General features: G+C 71.3%; 12 protein-coding genes and 1 pseudogene. 8 read left to right on the top strand and 5 right to left on the bottom strand.

Annotated features, from left to right (window positions below; translation table 11 throughout):
• Positions 1–285: 285 nt before the first annotated feature.
• The 5 genes from ABZ840_RS17505 (at position 286) to ABZ840_RS17485 (ending at position 6,955) form a co-directional block, all read left to right on the top strand.
• On the top strand, positions 286–1,689 hold the full coding sequence (locus tag ABZ840_RS17505; protein WP_361560346.1) for a cytochrome P450: 1,404 nt from the start codon (positions 286–288) through the stop codon (positions 1,687–1,689).
• A gap of 555 nt (positions 1,690–2,244) precedes the next feature.
• Positions 2,245–3,603, top strand: coding sequence for a cytochrome P450 (locus ABZ840_RS17500; protein ID WP_361560343.1), 1,359 nt, complete (start codon positions 2,245–2,247; stop codon positions 3,601–3,603).
• 77 nt (positions 3,604–3,680) lie between these two features.
• The gene (locus ABZ840_RS17495) at positions 3,681–5,642 is read left to right on the top strand and encodes a helicase-associated domain-containing protein (RefSeq protein ID WP_361560340.1); all 1,962 of its coding nucleotides are present in this window, start codon (positions 3,681–3,683) and stop codon (positions 5,640–5,642) included.
• 156 nt (positions 5,643–5,798) lie between these two features.
• Positions 5,799–6,452, top strand: a complete 654-nt coding sequence (locus tag ABZ840_RS17490) for a uridine kinase (protein ID WP_361560337.1) — start codon at positions 5,799–5,801, stop codon at positions 6,450–6,452.
• Between the two features lie 50 nt (positions 6,453–6,502).
• A complete protein-coding gene (locus ABZ840_RS17485) occupies positions 6,503–6,955 on the top strand; it encodes a type II toxin-antitoxin system PemK/MazF family toxin (RefSeq protein WP_361560334.1) in 453 nt (150 codons plus the stop codon).
• Positions 6,956–7,055: 100 nt separating this feature from the next.
• On the opposite strand, the gene ABZ840_RS17480 is transcribed toward ABZ840_RS17485, so the two are convergent.
• The 3 genes from ABZ840_RS17480 to ABZ840_RS17470 form a co-directional block, all read right to left on the bottom strand.
• The gene (locus ABZ840_RS17480; RefSeq protein ID WP_361560331.1) at positions 7,056–7,607 is read right to left on the bottom strand and encodes a DUF1697 domain-containing protein; all 552 of its coding nucleotides are present in this window, start codon (positions 7,605–7,607) and stop codon (positions 7,056–7,058) included.
• 55 nt (positions 7,608–7,662) lie between these two features.
• On the bottom strand, positions 7,663–8,169 hold the full coding sequence (locus ABZ840_RS17475) for a methylated-DNA--[protein]-cysteine S-methyltransferase (RefSeq protein WP_361560899.1): 507 nt from the start codon (positions 8,167–8,169) through the stop codon (positions 7,663–7,665).
• A gap of 244 nt (positions 8,170–8,413) precedes the next feature.
• Complete coding sequence (locus ABZ840_RS17470) at positions 8,414–9,310, bottom strand: glycerophosphodiester phosphodiesterase family protein (RefSeq protein WP_361560328.1); 897 nt, start codon at positions 9,308–9,310, stop codon at positions 8,414–8,416.
• A 427-nt stretch (positions 9,311–9,737) separates the two neighbouring features.
• On the opposite strand from ABZ840_RS17470, the gene uvrB reads away from it, so the two are divergent.
• Together uvrB and ABZ840_RS17460 are read left to right on the top strand one after the other, a co-directional pair.
• A complete protein-coding gene (uvrB, locus tag ABZ840_RS17465; RefSeq protein WP_361560325.1) occupies positions 9,738–11,870 on the top strand; it encodes an excinuclease ABC subunit UvrB in 2,133 nt (710 codons plus the stop codon).
• A gap of 324 nt (positions 11,871–12,194) precedes the next feature.
• A complete protein-coding gene (locus ABZ840_RS17460; RefSeq protein WP_361560322.1) occupies positions 12,195–13,196 on the top strand; it encodes a TerC family protein in 1,002 nt (333 codons plus the stop codon).
• 68 nt (positions 13,197–13,264) lie between these two features.
• Here the strand turns inward: ABZ840_RS17460 and ABZ840_RS17455 are convergent, their stop codons facing one another.
• Both ABZ840_RS17455 and ABZ840_RS17450 read right to left on the bottom strand, forming a co-directional pair.
• Complete coding sequence (locus tag ABZ840_RS17455) at positions 13,265–13,921, bottom strand: MBL fold metallo-hydrolase (protein ID WP_361560319.1); 657 nt, start codon at positions 13,919–13,921, stop codon at positions 13,265–13,267.
• A gap of 77 nt (positions 13,922–13,998) precedes the next feature.
• Positions 13,999–14,726, bottom strand: a pseudogene (locus ABZ840_RS17450) (maleylpyruvate isomerase family mycothiol-dependent enzyme).
• 568 nt (positions 14,727–15,294) lie between these two features.
• On the opposite strand from ABZ840_RS17450, the gene uvrA reads away from it, so the two are divergent.
• Positions 15,295–18,366, top strand: coding sequence for an excinuclease ABC subunit UvrA (gene uvrA / locus ABZ840_RS17445; RefSeq protein ID WP_361560316.1), 3,072 nt, complete (start codon positions 15,295–15,297; stop codon positions 18,364–18,366).
• Positions 18,367–18,639 lie beyond the last annotated feature (273 nt).

Here is an 18,639-nt window from a genome sequence, read left to right as displayed (position 1 = left end):
CCCGCCCAGCGACCACCGCGCAGCCTCCGCCCGACGGTCACCGCGCAGCCCCGGTCGAGCGAGTGAACGGGCGGGTAAGCAGGGGCTGTTAGCCTGACGCAATGGATCATGCGTGCGCCGTTCGTGTCCGGCGGCTCATATCGGTGTCACCTGGGGAGGGGCGCGGGCTGTGGAGCTGACTCCGGCCGGTAGCGACCCGCCGGGCCCATCCGGTTCTCACACAAGCCCTCAGACGCCGTGTCGGCGCCCTTTCCGCCCCCAGCTTCTGACCTCTCCGGAGTGACCGTGACCATCCCCCAGCACGCCCGCGCAACGTTCAGCCTGCGCTCCTACACCGGCCGGCCCGCCGTGGACGGCACGGACGGACTGCCCCGCCTGTACGGCCCCGAGGCCGCCCGCCCCCAGGAACTGTTCGCGCGGCTCCGCGCCCGGGACGGCCAGGTGTCGCCGGTCATGCTGCCCGGGGATCTGCCGGTGTGGCTCGTGCTCGGCCATCGCGCGAACCTGGACGTGGCGCGTACCCCGTCCCGCTTCAGCCGTGACTCGCGGCGGTGGAACCTCCTGCGCTCGGGCCAGGTGCCGGCCGACTGGCCGCTGCGGCCGATGGTCGAGTGGGAGCCCAGCGTCGTCTTCAGCGACGGCGAGGAGCACGAGCGCACGCGTGCGGCGATCGTCGCGGGCCTGGCGGCGGAGAACCGGGCAGGCATCCGCCGCTACGTGAAGCGCTACACCGAGCAGTTGGTCAACCTGGTCATCGAGCGGGGGCACGCGGACCTGATCAGCGAGTACGCGGAGCGGCTGCCCATGCTCGTGATGACGCGGCTGCTCGGTCTGGACGAGGCGGAGGGACCGCGGCTCGCCGACGCCGCCCGCGACCTGATCCGGGGCAGTGACACGGCGGTCGCCTCCAACGAGCTGATCAAGCAGACGCTGATACGACTGATCGCGACCAAGAAGGCCCGTCCCGGGCGGGACTTCGCCAGCCGGCTGATCGCACACGAGTCGCGGCTCCAGGACTCGGAGCTCCTCAGCCACCTGCGGCTGACGCTGATCGCCGCGAACGAGACCACGGCGAACCTGATCGCGAACACGCTGGAGCGGGTGCTGACCGACGGCCGCTTCCGTGCGCACCTGGCGGGCGGTCAGATGACGCTGCCCGACGCGCTGGACGGCGTGCTGTGGGACGAGCCGCCCCTGTCCACCGTCCCCGGCCGCTGGGCGACCGGCGACAGCCAGCTGGGCGGCTGGCGCATCGAGGGGGGCGACATGCTGCTGCTGTGCCCCGGCGCCGCCAACGTCGACCCCGAGATCCGGCCGGACCTGTCCGTCCCGGTGCACGGCAACCGCTCTCACCTGGCGTTCAGCGCCGGGCCGCACCGTTGCCCGGGGGACGACCTGGGGCGGGCCATCGCCGACACCGGCATCGACACCCTGATGGCCCTGCTGCCCGACCTGCGGCTGGCGGTGCCGCAGGCGGACCTCGACTGGCACCACGTGCTGCTTTCCAAGCGGCTGAGCCGGCTGCCGGTCGAGTTCCAGGCTCGCCCGCGGGTGGCGCTGGGCTCCACGCGAGGGGCCGCCCGCAGGACGGGTGCCGGCCCGGGTGCGGCGGGCGGCTGCCCGGTCACCCACGGCGCCTCCGCTCCCGCCCCCACCCCCTCGTCCGATGTGTGGGCCAGCACCGTCTGACGATCCCCTCGTCCGACGGTCACCACTCAGCCATCGTTCGCGCGTCGGCCCGTACCTCCCGGACTCGTCCGTGGGTGCGGGCCGTACTGATTGGGAGGAAAAGCGCCGGTCAGCGCCATTTTCTTACGGACCGGCCTGCCCAGCTCCGGCGGTTCGCAAGCGTGAGATCAGTCGTATTGATCGCTACGGAGTGGCGCATACCATGCCATCCAGTTGATCACGCTGGGTGCATGCGGAGCGCCCCGGGGGAGTGACCGAACCGCAACAGGAGGGCCCGCTCCATGAGTCCGCTCACAGCCCCAAGTCCGCTCACAGCCCCACCGGTCGGCACCCCGAGCCTCACCGACGACCGCGGCGACCGGGACGAACCGCTCAACCGTGGCCCCGCCCACCGGACGTGCGCCCCGGGCCACCGGACGTCCGACGGCCACCGGAGGTGGGACCCGGGCCCTCCAGGCATTGACCTCACATGACCTACCGCGCGGCGACCGCTGCCGGTCGTCGCCCGCCCCGTGTTGTCCCTGCCCGTGACGTCTGCCTGACGAAAGGCTCCCCGTGACCGTCGTACGCGACATCCCCCGCGCCCCCGGCGGCCTGCCCCTGCTCGGGCATGCCCTGCGTCTCGCCCGTGGGCCACTGCCGTTCCTCCAGGCACTGCCGCGGACCGGCCCGGTCGTCCGCATCAGCCTGGGCACCATGCCCGTCTACGTCCCCACCAGCGCCCGCCTGATCCGTTCCCTGCTCACCACGCACGCCTCCAAGACCGTCAAGGGACGGCTGTACACCCGTGTGGAGCCGCTGGTGGGCAAGGGGCTGGCCACGGCGAGCGGTGAGGTCCACCGCAGCCATCGGCGCCTGATGCAGCCCGCGTTCCACCGCACCCGGATCGCGGGGTACGCGGAGGTGATGAGCGACCGAGCGCGCGCGTTGGTCGACTCCTGGGCACCGGGGCAACAGCTCGCCCTGGAACAGGTCATGGGCGAGTTCACGATCCGCACCCTGGCCGAGGTGATGTTCTCCGCCGATCTCGGCCGGCCGGCCGTGGAGGCGGTACGCGCGAACCTTCCGGTCATCCTGAAGAACATGCTGCTCAGGGCCGCCTCACCGGCCTTCCTGGACCGGCTGCCGATCCGGCCCAACCGGGAGTTCGACGCGGCGGCGCGCGCCATGCGCGAGGTGATCGACCAGGTGATCGCCGACACCCGTCGTACCACCGACGCCGACCAGCCCGATCTGCTGTCGGTCCTGCTGGCCGCGCGCGATGCGGACACCGGCCAGGCCCTGACGGACGCGGAGGTGCGCGACGAGCTCGTCACGATCCTCTTCGCCGGAACCGAGACCACCGCGTCCACGCTGAGCTGGACCTTTCACGAACTGGGGCAGCACCCGGAGGTGGAGAAGGAACTGCTGGCCGAGGTCGACGCGGTGGTCGGCGACGGGCCGGTGACCATCGAGCACGTCCCCCGGCTGACCGCCGTCCGGCGGGTGCTGGACGAGGTGATCCGCCTGTACGGCGTCACGCTGCTGATGCGCCGGACCACCGAGCCGGTCGAACTGCGGGACACCCGCCCCGACGGCACCGAGGACGTCTACCGCATCCCCGCGGACGCCGAGGTCGCGTTCTCTCTGTACGCCGTGCACCGGCACCCGGAGCTGTACGCCGACCCCGACACGTTCGACCCCGGCCGGTGGGTGCGCGACGACATCCCGCGCGAGGCCTTCTTCCCCTTCGGGCAGGGGAACCGGATGTGCATAGGCGACAGCTTCAGCTGGACGGAGGCCACCATCGCCATCGCCACCATCCTTCAGCGCTACACGCTGAGCCCGGTTCCGGGGCACACCCCCCGCAAGGCCACGTCCGCGATGGTCCACCCCGACCATGTCCCCATGACGGTGGTCGCCCGGCAGCCCTAGGGGCCGGAGCCCCGCGCCGCGTGCACTGACCGGCCCGGATTTCCGGGCCCCCCGTCGGTGCCCGTTAAGGTCGCTCCGTGGAAGGCCTAGACACACTCACCAGTGCCCTGGCGCGGCGGACGCCCGAGGGGCTTGCCGTGCTTCTTGCCCGGCATGCCGAGCCGCTGTCGCGTCGGCCGGCTGCGGGGCGGCTCCGGGAGCTGGCCGCCGCTCTGTGGTCGTACGAGACGCTCCACCAAGTGGTGCTCGGGCTCGACAAGCCGGGGCTGCACGTGCTGGCCGTGACCGCGCGGCTCAGTCAGGAGCGGGCCCGGCAGGACGCGCACGGGCCGGCCGCGCCCGAGCCGGGGGCCGGCTACCAGTCCCTCATGGCGCACCGCCTGGCCTTTCCGGACCTCGCGGCGGAGCCGGTGCCGGTGGCGGACGTGTACGCGGCGCTGGCGGCGGCCGGGCACGGGAGCGACGCGGACCGGGAGGCCATCGGGGCGGCGTTGGAGGGGCTGTACGAGGTGGCGCTCGCCGCGCCGACGGAGGACGGCAGGGTCGTGGTGCCGCCGCGTACGGCGCAGTTGATCGGCGGACATGAGGTGGGTGTGTTCGAGGCTGCGCCCTACGACGGAGCGACTGCTTGCACGGGGGGTGGCCGGGGAGCGGAGGCCGCCGAGAGCACGGGCGCGGGGGCGGAGTCGGGCTCGGGCAGGAGCGCGAATGCGCGTCTTGCGCCGGTGGAGGAGCGCGCGTTGACCGGGGAGTCGCAGGCGGCGGCTGCCGGGCTTGCCGCGGCGGCGGAGCGGCTGCTCGCGGCGCTGGCCGTGCAGCCGGCGGCACTGCGGAAGTCGGGCGGGCCCGCCGTACGGGAGATCAAGCGGTTGGCGAAGGCGGCCGGCACCTCCGAGCCGCGCACCCGGCTCCTCCTCGACCTGCTGCTCGCGGCCGATCTGCTCGCGCTGACCAGGACGCCCACCGGGACCGTGGCGCTTCCCACCGGCGGTTACGACGACTGGCTCGCGCTGCCGCCCGGCGAGCGGCTGCTGCCCGTCCTCACCGCGTGGACCGGGCACTGGGCGATCGCGACATGGACGCCGTTCGGGGAGACCCCGACGGCTCTGGAGCGCGGCGACGACCGCCGGGCGCCCGCCCTGCGCCACGGACTGCTCGCCGCACTCGCCACCTGCGCCGCCGAGGGTGAGCCCGGCGTGCCGATCCCGGCTCCGGACGCCCCGTCGCTGGAGGCGCTGCGGCCGCTGGTCGCCGTCACGGCCTGGCACCGCCCGCTGGCCGTCGCCGACGAGCCGCTGATCCTGGAACGCGCAGCCCACACCCTCGACGAGGCCGCCTTCCTCGGGCTCGTCGCGTACGGGACGCTCACCCCCCTCGGCCGGGCCCTGCTGCGTACGGAGACGGACGTCGACCCGGGCCCGCTGCGCGCGGCCCTGCGGTCGCTGCTTCCGCCCCCGCTCGAACAGGCCCTCTTCCAGGGGGACCTGACGGCCGTCGTGCCCGGCCCGCCCTCCACCGCGCTGTCCGGGCTGCTCGCGCTCGCCGCCGACCGCGAGTCCGAGGACAGCGCCACCGCGTGGCGGTTCAGCGGCGCGTCCGTCCGGCGGGCACTGGACGCGGGCCGCACGGCGGACGCGCTGATCGAGGAGCTCACCGCGGTGTCCGCCACGGGGCCGCTGCCGCACCCGCTCACGTACCTGATCAAGGACACGGCGCGCACGCACGGGCGCGTACGGGTCGTACGCGCCGGCTGCTGCATCCGTTCCGACGACACCGCCCTCGTGGCGGAGCTGACCGCCCACCGGGAGCTGCGTGACCTGGGGCTGCGGGCCATCGCGCCGACCGTGCTGGTCAGTGCGCGGGAGCCCGGCCCCACGCTGGAGGCGCTGCGGGCGGCCGGGTACGCCCCGGCCCTCGAAGCCGAGACCGGGACGACCGTCGTCGAACGCGCGCCGACCCATCGCAGCCGGACACCGCTCCGGAAGCCCGCCGATCCGCTCGCCGTGGCCCGGCGGCTGCTGGAGAACGCGCCGGAGTGAAGGTGTGGAGGGGGACGGGAGAGGGAGCGAAGGGGGGCGGGAGCCCCCCGGCCGGCTGTCCGTGCGGCCGGAGAGACTCCCATGTCATGATCAACTAAGCGGGGCGGGAGGTCAACGACATGCCCTCCCGGCCGGCCGCTCCTGCAGAATGGCCGGGTGCGGCTGGAAGCGATCACATGGGAACGGCTGACCGAAGCGCTCGCGGAAGAGGCGGCGGGCAGGACGGCGCACGACGGCAGCCCGTGGCTGCGCGTGGGCATCGACGCGGCCCCGGCGGCGCGCCCCGGTGAGCTGGCCGGGCGGCTCGCCGACGCGCTGCGGCTGCGCGGCCGGTCCGTGCAGACGAACAGCGCCCATGGGTTCCTGCGGCCGGCGTCGCTGCGGCTGGAGTACGGGCGGCACGATCCGGACGCGTACTACGACGAGTGGTTCGACCGGCAGGCGCTCTGGCGGGAGGTGTTCAACCCGCTGGAGCCCGGGGGCAGCGGCCGGGTCCTCCCGGACCTGTGGGACCCCGAGCGCGACCGGGCGACGCGCAGCCCGTACGTCCGGCTGCCGCCCGGCGGCGTCCTGCTGCTGCACGGCCCGCTGCTGCTCGGACAGTGGTTCCCGTTCGACCTGACCGTGCATCTGGGGCTGTCCGAGGGCGCGCTGAAGCGGCGTACGGAGGAGAGCGAGCGGTGGACGCTGCCGGCGTTCGAACGGTACGAGGCGGAGGTCGCGCCCCGGGAGGTGGCCGACGTGGTCGTACGGGCCGACGACCCGCGGCGCCCCGCGTGGGGCGGCATCGGTGGGCACAGGGGAGCGTGAGCCCGCAGCCCTCACCTTTCCTTGATCCACTGGCCGATACCGTGAAGCCCATGGCAATGGATGAAGTGGGCGAACAGGCGGTGCTGCCGGGCAGCGCCGGGCGGACGGCGACCGCGGAGGCGCATCCGCGGACGGTCGGCGCGGTCAGGACGGTGTACGCGCCGGACCACGACGGCGATCCGGACCCCGGCGAGATCGTGTGGACCTGGGTGCCGTACGAGGAGAACGACGGGCGCGGCAAGGACCGGCCCGTGCTGGTCGTCGCCCGGGAGCCGGCGGGCACGCTGCTCGCCGTGCAGCTGTCCAGCAAGCGGCACGACGACCACGAGTGGGTGGCGATCGGCGCCGGGCCCTGGGACCGCGCCGGAAGGCCCTCGTGGGTCGACCTGGACAGGGTGCTGCGGGTGCATCCGGAGGGGATGCGGCGCGAGGCCTGCGCGCTGGACCGCGGCCGCTTCAACCTGGTCGTGAACCGGCTGCGGGAGCGGTACGGCTGGCGCTGAGCGCAGAAGGCGACGCGGATACGGCTGAGCGGCCGCCGCCGAGGCCGTGGGCGGACGCCCCGCCGATGCTGCGGCCGCCCGTACCAGAGGCCCGCCGGCCTCACCCGTCCTCGGCTGCCGCCAGGATCTTGAGAACCGTGTTCCAGTTGCGGGCGGTGGCCGTGACGCCCAGCTTGACGCTCGCCGCCGTGACGGCCGCGGCCAGCTGGGAACGGCCGATGCCGCCCGGGCACCAGAGGTACAGGTCGCGGCCGGCCAGCCGGAACGTGTCGGGCGCGTACCCGGCCGGATCCAGGGCGTCCAGCGGGGCGGTGTCGGCGGGCGGTTCCGACAGGAACGTGAGGTGCAGCGTCTTGGGCTCGGCCGCGGCCTCCGGGAACGGGTTGGCCGCCACGGCTGCGGCGATGTCGTCGCAGGTGCGGACCATGACCGGCACGGAGAAGCCCAGCGCGGCCGCGAATCCGTCCTCCAGGGTGCGCGCCGTCTTCTCCGGCGGGCTGCCGGGGTCGGCGAAGACGATGTTGCCGGTCTGGAGGAGGACGGTGACGTCCCGGAAGCCCAGCTCCGCCATGAGCGCGCGCTGCTGCGCCATGGGGAACTTCTTGTGCCCTCCGACATTGATGCCGCGGAGGAGGGCGACCTGGCGGGGCATGAGCGGGACCTTTCGTGAAAGGAGCGGGAGCCGGGCGGGACGCAGGCGGCGGGAGTCAGAACAGCGGCTGCGGGAGGACCCCTTCCAGCGCCAGGAGCTGCCGCTTCGTCTCCAGGCCGCCGCCGAAGCCGCCCAGTCCGCCGCCGCTCTCGACGACGCGGTGGCACGGCACGACGACCGGCAGCGGATTGGAACCCATCGCGACGCCGACCGCACGCGCGGCACCGCGCTCCCCGACCCGGTCCGCCAGGTCCTGATAGCCGACGACCGTGCCGTACGGGACGTGGGCGGCCAGCTCGCGGAGCACCCGTTCGTTGAACCCCGAGGACAGTGACCAGTCCAGCGGGACCGTGAAGTCCCGCAGCTCACCGGCGAAGTACGCGACGAGCTCCGCGGCGGCCGTGTCCACCGCCGGTATCGCGGCGACCGGCTCGGGGCCGAACGCGCCGCGCAAGCGGGCGAGCGACCTGGCCCGGGCCCGCTCGTCGGCATGGAAGACGACCATGGCCAGGCCCGTGTCGGTCCCGGCGAGCAGGAGCGGTCCGATGGGGGTGTCCAGCAGGCGCCAGGCCCATGCGCGCGGCGGCCGGGCCGGTGTCTGCGCACCGTCGCGCGCGGGTGTCGTGGCCGTGCCGGCGGGCTCGGCGGCGGTCGCTTCGGCAGCCGCCGTCGCGGGGATTTCGCGTTCCTCGGAAATCGTCACGGCTTCAGCCTAGGGCCGCCCACCGACAAGTGCCGTGGGGAGCGGAGATGCGGCCACCGCTCCCGACGGCAGGGGCCTGCGGCCCCGGTGCGAGGTCCGGTCCTTACGCGGCCGGGACCTGGAATCCGGCGCTCTTCACGGCGTCCCGGACGACGTCCGGCTTGTTGGTGATGATGCCGTTCACGCCCCAGCCCGCGACCTTCTTGGCCGTGGCCGCGTCGTTGACGGTCCAGGTGTAGACCTCCAGCGGGCGCCCGTGCGGCCCCTCGAAGGCGTGCACGGCCGCGACGTAGGCCATGCTCAGGGTCGTGTGGCTCGGGTTGATCTGGTCGGCGAACTGCGCGTACTTGGGCAGGTCGGCGACGGCCGGGGTACCGAGGAAGCCCGTCTTGATGTCCGGGCGCAGCTCGTGCACCTTCTTGACCGCGTCACCGTTGAAGCTCTGGATGATCAGCCGGCGCTTCACGTGCTGCCGGTCCGTCCAGCCCTCGCGCCGCAGCTCCCGGATGGTCTGCGCCTCGATGCCCGGGTAGAGCTCCGGGGCCTTCAGCTCCAGGAGCAGCTTCTGGTGGTTGCGGGTGACCGCGTCCATGTAGCGGTCCAGCGTGGGGACCCGCTGGCCCTTGAACTTCGCGTCGAACCAGCTTCCGGCGTCCAGCTTCCGGATCTCCCCGAGGGTGAAGTCGGCGACCTTCCACGGAGAGCGGTTCGGGTACAGCTCCTCGACGTTCGTGGTGCGGTTGAGCGTCGTGTCGTGCATGACGACCAACTTGCCGTCCTTGGTGCGCTGGACGTCGTTCTCCACCCAGTCGATGCCCATGCGGTGCGCCGCGTCGACCGCGGCGATGGTGTTCTCGGGGGCGTACGCCGAGGCTCCTCGGTGGGCCACGGTGACCGGTCTGTGCGGGTGATCCGCGGCCTGGGCGGCGGCAGCGGGGAGGCTGAACGCCGTCAGCCCCACGAGCGCGCCGGTAACGGCGGCAACAGGCCGAATGTGCATACGGACTCCTCGGAATCGTCGTCGGCGGGGGTGGTCGGCGGCAGGTTCCCAGCGGGGGTGTACTGGAAGATAGGTCAGAGATGGACATAAATTGAACGAGAAGTGTCGTGTGTCCTGGGTTTGGGACCGTCCGGGGTGGATTCGTGTGGCGTGGCCGCGCAAGGGGAGTCCTCGCCATAGCCGGGAAACCGCCGGTTGACCGGCGTTCGACGGCACCTGGTGGCAGATCGTCGCCTTTTCATCGATCGGCGGGTTTGGCTGGTTCGTTCCTTACGTGCCGCCGGTGTCTCGAATAGGGGCCGGAGGTGGTGGCCGGTCCGTGGAGGCGGGAGCAAGTGCCGTGACGCGAGGTGTCCGGGCGCTTCCGGACCGTCGTCGCCGGCGTCACGGCACCCGGTTGTCAGTGGCGGGTCGTACGGTGGGTGACATGCGGCCCGTTTCCCACATCGAACGCACGGTGGCGCCTTTCGAGGTCGTCAGCCCGTATCAGCCCAGCGGCGACCAGCCGGCGGCCATTGCCGAGCTGGAGCAGCGCATCCGCGGCGGTGAGAAGGACGTCGTCCTGCTGGGCGCGACCGGCACCGGCAAGTCGGCGACGACCGCGTGGATGATCGAGAAGCTGCAGCGCCCGACCCTCGTCATGGCGCCCAACAAGACCCTCGCGGCCCAGCTCGCCAACGAATTCCGTGAGCTGCTGCCGAACAACGCCGTCGAGTACTTCGTCTCGTACTACGACTACTACCAGCCCGAGGCGTACGTCCCGCAGTCCGACACGTACATCGAGAAGGACTCCTCGATCAACGAGGAGGTCGAGCGGCTGCGCCACTCCGCGACCAATTCGCTGCTCACCCGGCGGGACGTGATCGTGGTCTCGTCCGTGTCCTGCATCTACGGCCTGGGCACGCCCCAGGAGTACGTCGACCGGATGGTCCCCCTGAAGGTCGGCGAGGAGATCGACCGCGACCAGCTGCTGCGCCGCTTCGTCGACATCCAGTACACGCGCAACGACGTGTCCTTCACGCGCGGCACCTTCCGGGTGCGCGGCGACACCATCGAGATCTTCCCGGTCTACGAGGAGCTCGCCGTCCGCATCGAGATGTTCGGCGACGAGATCGAGGCCCTGTCGACGCTCCACCCGCTCACCGGCGAGGTCATCAGCGACGACCAGCAGCTGTACGTCTTCCCCGCGAGCCACTACGTGGCGGGCCCCGAGCGCATGGAGAAGGCCATCGCCGGCATCGAGGCCGAGCTCGCCGACCAGCTCGCCAGGATGGAGAAGCAGGGCAAGCTGCTGGAGGCCCAGCGGCTCCGGATGCGTACGACGTACGACATCGAGATGATGCGCCAGATCGGCACCTGCTCCGGCATCGAGAACTACTCGCTGCACATCGACGGCCGTGAGCCGGGCACCGCGCCGAACACCCTCCTCGACTACTTCCCCGAGGACTTCCTGCTGGTCATCGACGAGTCGCACGTCACCGTGCCGCAGATCGGTGCCATGTACGAGGGCGACGCCTCCCGTAAGCGGACCCTGGTCGACCACGGCTTCCGGCTGCCCTCGGCGCTGGACAACCGCCCGCTGAAGTGGGAGGAGTTCCAGGAGCGGATCGGGCAGGCCGTCTACCTGTCCGCGACGCCGGGCCAGTACGAGCTCTCGCGGGGCGACGGCCACGTGGAGCAGATCATCCGTCCGACCGGCCTGGTCGACCCCGAGGTCGTGGTCAAGCCCACCGAGGGGCAGATCGACGACCTGGTCCACGAGATCCGTACGCGCACCGAGAAGGACGAGCGCGTCCTGGTCACCACGCTCACCAAGAAGATGGCCGAGGACCTCACGGACTACTTCCTGGAGCTCGGCATCCAGGTGCGCTACCTCCACAGCGACGTGGACACGCTGCGCCGCGTGGAGCTGCTGCGGGAGCTGCGGGCCGGCGAGTACGACGTCCTGGTCGGCATCAACCTCCTCCGGGAGGGCCTGGACCTGCCCGAGGTCTCCCTCGTGGCGATCCTCGACGCCGACAAGGAGGGCTTCCTGCGGTCGGGCACGTCCCTGATCCAGACGATCGGCCGTGCGGCGCGCAATGTCTCCGGCCAGGTGCACATGTACGCCGACAAGGTCACCCCGGCGATGGCCAAGGCCATCGACGAGACCAACCGGCGGCGCGAGAAGCAGCTCGCGTACAACAAGGAGCACGGCATCGACCCGCAGCCGCTCCGCAAGAAGATCAACGACATCGTCGCGACGATCGCGCGCGAGGAGGTCGACACCCAGGAGCTGCTCGGCACGGGCTATCGCAAGGGCGCCGACGGCAAGGGCAAGGCGCCGGTGCCCGACCTGGGCGGCGCGGCGGAGAAGGGCGGCAAGAGCGGCAAGAAGAAGGCCGCCGCCACCCCGACCGACCGGCCCGCCGCCGAGCTCGCCGAGATGATCGAGGAAATGACGGAGCGGATGCGGGCCGCCGCGGCGGAGCTGCAGTTCGAGGTCGCCGCCCGGCTGCGCGACGAGGTGGGGGAGCTCAAGAAGGAGCTGCGCCAGATGAGGGAGGCAGGGCTGAAGTAGGCGGCGAAACGGGCAGAACGGTAGGCGTACGGGCGCGGCCCGTGCGCCTACCGGCATGTCGAGAGGAAGGCGGGACGTTCCCCTTGGACCCGCTCCGACCTGCATTTTTGCATATCTCTTTACTTATCCATGGGGTTCCTTTACTCTCGATGGTGCGGAGGGGAGTATTCCCTGCTGCGGCGTACCCGTCATCACGGATCGAATGGAGATCCCGGGGCGTCGGTCCCATCGGTGTCGCGGAGCACAGTGCGCGATTCCGGGGCGGAAGAGACCTCCGGCAGCGACGACGCTGTGGTGTTGTTACGAACCTGCCGGAGGAGTGCAGTGGACGTTTCCCTGACCATGTGGCTGCTGACCATTCTCGGTCTGTGTGCCCTCATCGCCGCCGACTTCTTCATCGGCGGCCGCAAGCCGCACGACGTATCGATCAAGGAAGCCGGCATCTGGACCGGCGTGTGGATCGCGCTCGCCGCCCTCTTCGGGCTCGGACTTCTCCTGTTCGCCGGCGGACAGCCGGCCGGTGAGTTCTTCGCCGGCTTCATCACCGAGAAGTCGCTGAGCGTCGACAACCTCTTCGTCTTCGTCCTGATCATGGCGAAGTTCGCGGTGCCGTCGATATACCAGCAACGGGTGCTGATGATCGGCGTGCTGATCGCACTCGTCCTGCGTGCCGTTTTCATCGGCGCCGGCGCGGCGATCATCGCCAACTTCTCCTGGGTCTTCTACATCTTCGGCGCCTTCCTCATCTGGACGGCCTGGAAGCTCATCCAGGAGGCGCGGGCCGAGGAGCAGGACGAGGAGTTCGAGGAGAACCGCTTCCTGAAGATGGTCGAGCGGCGCTTCCCGTCGACCGACAAGTACCACGGCACGAAGCTGTTCATCGTGGAGAACGGCAAGCGCCTGATGACGCCGATGCTGATCGTCATGCTGGCGATCGGCACCACCGACGTCCTCTTCGCGCTGGACTCGATCCCCGCGATCTTCGGTCTCACCCAGGACCCGTACATCGTCTTCACCGCCAACGCCTTCGCCCTGATGGGTCTGCGGCAGCTGTACTTCCTCATCGGCGGACTGCTGAAGAAGCTGGTCCACCTCTCGTACGGCCTGTCGGTCATCCTCGGCTTCATCGGCGTGAAGCTGGTGCTGCACGCACTGCACGAGTCGGGGGTGCACGTCCCGGAGATCAGCATCCCGGTCTCGCTGGGCGTCATCTGCGCCGTGCTGATCATCACGACGATCACCAGCCTGCGGGCCTCGAAGAAGCAGGCGCAGGCCGAGGCGGCCGCCGGTACGCAGGACGAGGACAAGAAGTCGATAGGCGCCTGACGCCGAACGCACACGCGCGGTGTGCGGGCACCCGCCCGCACACCGCGCGTCGTCGTATCTCGGCGGCTCTACCAGCCGCGCTCGCGCCACTCCGCGAGGTGCGGGCGCTCGGCGCCGAGGGTGGTGTCCGCGCCGTGGCCCGGGTAGACCCAGGTCTCGTCCGCCAGCTGCGCGAAGAGCTTGCTCTCCACGTCGTCGATGAGACTGGTGAAGTGCGCGGCGTCGCCGTGGGTGTTGCCGACCCCGCCGGGGAAGAGGCAGTCGCCCGTGAAGACGTGCGGGTGGCCGTGCGGGTCGTCGTAGACCAGGGCGATGCTGCCGGGCGTGTGGCCCTTCAGATGACGGGCGGTGAGCTCGACCCGTCCGACGCTGATGGTGTCGCCGTCGTCGACCGGCACGTCCGTCGGTACGGGAATGCCCTCGGCGTCGTAGCGGCCGGCGAAGGTCCGCGCGCCGGTCCGCTCGACGACCTCGCCGAGCGCTCCCCAGTGGTCGCCGTGCCGGTGCGTGGTGATGACCGAGGAGATGCCGCCCTCGCCGATCAGCCCGAGGAGCGTGTCCGGCTCCGCCGCGGCGTCGATCAGCACCTGCGCATCGGTTGCGCGACAACGCAGCAGGTAGGCGTTGTTGTTCATCGGACCGACCGCGATCTTGGAGATGATCAGGTCGGTCAGCTCGTGTACGTCGGCGGGTCCGCCGACCTTGACTGCTCCGGTGTACGCCATGCCCGCAGCCTACTGGCCGGGCCCGGGGAGGCAGCGGGTGCGTACGGCCCGTGCGACCGCCCGGCCCGGTGCCGGGATCAGCGGTCCGGCAGCTCCGGCAGCGGTGCCCCGTCGTCGGTGGAGAGGCCGGCGCCCGCGGTACGCCCGGTGAGCCAGCCGACGAGCGCGGCCGGGGAACCGCTGACGGTGAGCGGGGTGCCGTCCGCGGGGCCGGTACGCCAGCTCCGGCCGTCGTCCGCGCGCAGCTCCAGCGCGGCGACCTCGGAATGGCCCTTCAGCCGCTGCTCCGCGAGGAAGGCCAGCTCGGCGTCCAGGTACTCCGGGGCCAGGTGGTCGACGGTGTAGCCGACGCCGAGGTCCACGTGGTGCAGCTCGACCTCGGCGAGGCGGCGGAAGGGCAGCCGCCCGGCCCGCTCGACGACGCCGTTCCGCATCTCCACCTCGTAGGCCAGGCGCTCGGGGCCGAGGGCCTGGCAGGCCGCCTCCCAGCGCTCGGCGGCGGACCGCAGGTCCTTCAGGTGGGCCGTGAGCGGGCGGTCGGCGTCCCGCTCGATGTCGGCGTCGCGGGCGGCGGGGGAGGCGTACATGGGCGTGGGCGTGCCGTACGCGCCCACGTGAGGAGGTTGACGAGCGCGTCGGCGTTGCGCGCGAGGTGCGCGAGCACATGGCCGCGGGTCCAGTCGGGCAGCAGGGAGGGCTCGCCGACGGCCTCGTCGTCGAGCTTGCCGACGGAGACCAGCAGGCGGTCGGTGGCGGCGTGGACGGCTGCCGCGTCGTACGCGAATTCCTGTGCGATGTCGGTCATGAACCGAAGCTAGCGCCGCCACCGTGCCGGCGGGAGTCGGCGCGCGTCGCCAGCCGGGAGCGCGCGAGCGCCGGGGTACGCGCCACGGCGGAAGGGATCGGGCGGCCGCGGTGTTGTGGGAGGAGGCCGTCCGGATCGGGGCGGTGCGGGGCCGGGACCCGACGGGTTCGGTCCCTCGAACGGGTAAGCGCAGGTCAGAAGCTGTGCGAGCGGTACGGGGCCAGGCGTTGTCAGACCCCGGCAGTACGGTGAATGACGCGGTGGACTCTGCCGCCCGGCGCGTCCGTGAGCAGCTCTTCGGCATGGCGCCGCCAGGCGGTCGAAACCACCGTGCAGCAGGCTGTCCGGCGCTCGCGTGCCGGGCCACCGTCGCCTTTGCGTCAGTGGCCTGCCGTCCGGCCACACCTTCGGGTGAACCCGACCGGCGGACACCGTAAATCGAATGCACGTGCTATAGGCTCGTGTGTGGCATCGAAACGACTTTGAACAGACATTGCCGCGGCGGCCCCCATACCCTGGGGCGGGGGTGCGCGGCACCCCGCCCCTCTCACGAAAGGTGCCGACCGGCGTGACAGACCGTCTCATCGTCCGTGGCGCTCGCGAGCACAACCTCCGCAACGTCTCGCTCGACCTCCCCCGTGACTCCCTCATCGTGTTCACGGGTCTCTCCGGGTCGGGCAAGTCCTCGCTCGCGTTCGACACGATCTTCGCCGAGGGCCAGCGGCGCTACGTCGAGTCGCTGTCCTCGTACGCCCGGCAGTTCCTCGGGCAGATGGACAAGCCCGACGTCGACTTCATCGAGGGCCTCTCCCCGGCGGTCTCGATCGACCAGAAGTCGACGTCGCGCAACCCGCGCTCGACGGTCGGCACGATCACCGAGGTCTACGACTACCTCCGCCTGCTGTTCGCCCGCATCGGCAAGCCGCACTGCCCCGAGTGCGGCCGCCCGATCGCCCGCCAGTCGCCGCAGGCCATCGTGGACAAGGTGCTGGAGCTGCCCGAGGGCAGTCGCTTCCAGGTCCTCTCGCCGCTGGTCCGCGAGCGCAAGGGCGAATTCGTCGACCTCTTCTCCGACCTGCAGACCAAGGGGTACAGCCGGGCCCGGGTCGACGGCGAGACGATCCAGCTTTCCGAGCCGCCCAAGCTCAAGAAGCAGGAGAAGCACACGATCGAGGTGGTCGTCGACCGCCTCACGGTCAAGGACAGCGCCAAGCGGCGCCTGACCGACTCCGTCGAGACCGCGCTCGGCCTCTCCGGCGGCATGGTCATCCTCGACTTCGTGGACCTCGACGCCGACGATCCGCAGCGCGAGCGGATGTACTCGGAGCACCTCTACTGCCCGTACGACGACCTGTCGTTCGAGGAGCTGGAGCCGCGGTCCTTCTCCTTCAACTCGCCGTTCGGCGCCTGCCCCGAGTGCACCGGCATCGGTACGCGCATGGAGGTCGACCCCGAGCTGATCGTCCCCGACGAGGACAAGTCGCTCGACGAGGGTGCCATCCACCCCTGGTCGCACGGCCACAACAAGGAGTACTTCGGCCGGCTGATCGACGCGCTCGCCGACGCGCTCGGCTTCCGTACGGACATCCCGTGGGCCGGCCTGCCGCAGCGCGCCAAGAAGGCCCTGCTCAACGGGCACCGGACCCGCATCGAGGTGCGCTACCGCAACCGCTACGGCCGGGAGCGGGCGTACACCACGCCGTTCGAGGGCGCCCTGCCGTTCGTGCGGCGGCGGCACTCCGAGGCGGAGAGCGACTCCAGCCGTGAGCGCTTCGAGGGCTACATGCGCGAGGTGCCCTGCCCGACCTGTGAGGGCACGCGCCTGAAGCCGATCGTGCTGGCCGTCAGCGTGCAGGGCAAGTCCATCGCCGACGTCGCGGCCATGTCCATCAGCGACTGCGCCGACTTCCTGCGCGACATGAAGCTGGACGCCCGCCAGAAGAAGATCGCCGAGCGGGTGCTCAAGGAGGTCAACGAGCGGCTGCGGTTCCTGGTCGACGTCGGCCTGGACTACCTCTCGCTGAACCGGGCCGCCGGCACGCTGTCCGGCGGCGAGGCCCAGCGCATCCGGCTCGCCACCCAGATCGGTTCCGGGCTGGTCGGCGTGCTGTACGTGCTCGACGAGCCGTCGATCGGCCTGCACCAGCGGGACAACCACCGCCTCATCGAGACGCTGGTCCGGCTGCGGGACCTCGGCAACACCCTGATCGTCGTCGAGCACGACGAGGACACCATCAAGACCTCGGACTGGGTGGTGGACATCGGCCCCGGCGCCGGTGAGCACGGCGGCAAGGTCGTGCACAGCGGCCCGTTGAAGGAGCTGCTGGCCAACGAGGAATCGATGACCGGGCAGTACCTCGCCGGCAAGAAGGTCATCCCGACGCCGGACGTGCGCCGGCCCGTCGACCCCGAGCGCCGCCTGACGGTGCACGGGGCGAAGGAGAACAACCTCCAGGACATCGACGTGTCCTTCCCGCTGGGCGTGCTGACCGCCGTCACCGGCGTCTCCGGATCCGGCAAGTCGACGCTGGTCAACGACATCCTCTACACCCACCTGGCGCGCGAGCTGAACGGCGCCAAGTCGGTGCCGGGCCGGCACACCCGGGTCGAGGGCGACGACCTGGTCGACAAGGTCGTGCACGTGGACCAGTCACCCATCGGCCGTACGCCGCGGTCCAACCCGGCGACGTACACCGGTGTCTTCGACCACGTCCGCAAGCTGTTCGCGGAGACGATGGAGGCGAAGGTCCGCGGCTATCTGCCGGGCCGCTTCTCCTTCAACGTCAAGGGCGGCCGCTGCGAGAACTGCTCCGGCGACGGCACGATCAAGATCGAGATGAACTTCCTGCCGGACGTCTACGTCCCGTGCGAGGTGTGCCACGGGGCGCGGTACAACCGCGAGACGCTGGAGGTGCACTACAAGGGCAAGTCCATCGCCGAGGTGCTGGACATGCCGATCGAGGAGGCGCTGGACTTCTTCGAGGCCGTGCCGACGATCTCGCGGCACCTGAAGACGCTCCACGAGGTCGGCCTCGGGTACGTCCGGCTCGGGCAGCCCGCGCCGACGCTCTCCGGCGGTGAGGCGCAGCGCGTGAAGCTGGCGTCGGAGCTGCAGAAGCGTTCGACGGGCCGCACGGTCTACGTCCTGGACGAGCCGACGACCGGTCTGCACTTCGAGGACATCAGCAAGCTGATCCGCGTGCTGTCCGGGCTGGTCGACAAGGGCAACTCCGTGATCGTCATCGAGCACAACCTCGATGTGATCAAGACGGCCGACTGGCTCGTGGACATGGGCCCGGAGGGCGGCAGCGGCGGTGGCCTCGTCGTCGCCGAGGGCACGCCCGAGCAGGTCGCGGCGGTCCCGGCCAGCCACACCGGCAAGTTCCTGCGGGACATCCTCGGCGACCGGGTCAGCGACGCCACCCCGTCGAAGAAGACGGCGGCCAAGCGCGCGGTGGCGAAGAAGTCCCCGTCCGTCGCGGCGAAGGCGCCGGCCAAGAAGACGGTGACCAAGAAGACGGCGGCGAAGAAGGCCGCGGCCGGCAAGACGGTGGCCGCGGAGAAGTCGCCCAAGAAGAAGACGGTGACCAAGGCGGTCAAGCCGAAGACGACCCGCGCGAAGGGGAAGGCCGCGGGGTAACGCGGAGGGCGTGGCCGGGCCTGGTGGGGGAGCCGGGCCCGGTTGCGCCGGGGCGGACTAGGGGCGGTGGCAGTTCGCTCGCTGATGGCCGCCCCCCCCGGGCGTCACGACGGATGTGGTGCGCGCTGAGTCCGTCCCGGGCCGTCACCACGGATTCGGTGGGGCGTACCGAGCCCGTCCGGGGCCGTCACCACGCCGTCCCGGGCCGTCACCACGGATTCGGTGGGGCGAGCCGAGCCCGTTCCGGGCCGTCACCACGGATTCGGTTTGGCG

Source organism: Streptomyces sp. NPDC047117 (genome assembly GCF_040643545.1).
Taxonomy (GTDB): domain Bacteria; phylum Actinomycetota; class Actinomycetes; order Streptomycetales; family Streptomycetaceae; genus Streptomyces.
This window is presented reverse-complemented; position numbering and strand designations above follow the sequence as displayed.

What these genes read in the sequence shown, in the direction of transcription:
- ABZ840_RS17470 (WP_361560328.1), bottom strand. Translation starts at nt 9,310, where the DNA reads ATGCACATTCGGCCTGTTGCCGCCGTTACCGGCGCGCTCGTGGGGCTG.
- ABZ840_RS17480 (WP_361560331.1), bottom strand. Translation starts at nt 7,607, where the DNA reads ATGCCCCGCCAGGTCGCCCTCCTCCGCGGCATCAATGTCGGAGGGCAC.
- ABZ840_RS17485 (WP_361560334.1), top strand. Translation starts at nt 6,503, where the DNA reads ATGGCAATGGATGAAGTGGGCGAACAGGCGGTGCTGCCGGGCAGCGCC.
- ABZ840_RS17455 (WP_361560319.1), bottom strand. Translation starts at nt 13,921, where the DNA reads ATGGCGTACACCGGAGCAGTCAAGGTCGGCGGACCCGCCGACGTACAC.
- uvrB (WP_361560325.1), top strand. Translation starts at nt 9,738, where the DNA reads ATGCGGCCCGTTTCCCACATCGAACGCACGGTGGCGCCTTTCGAGGTC.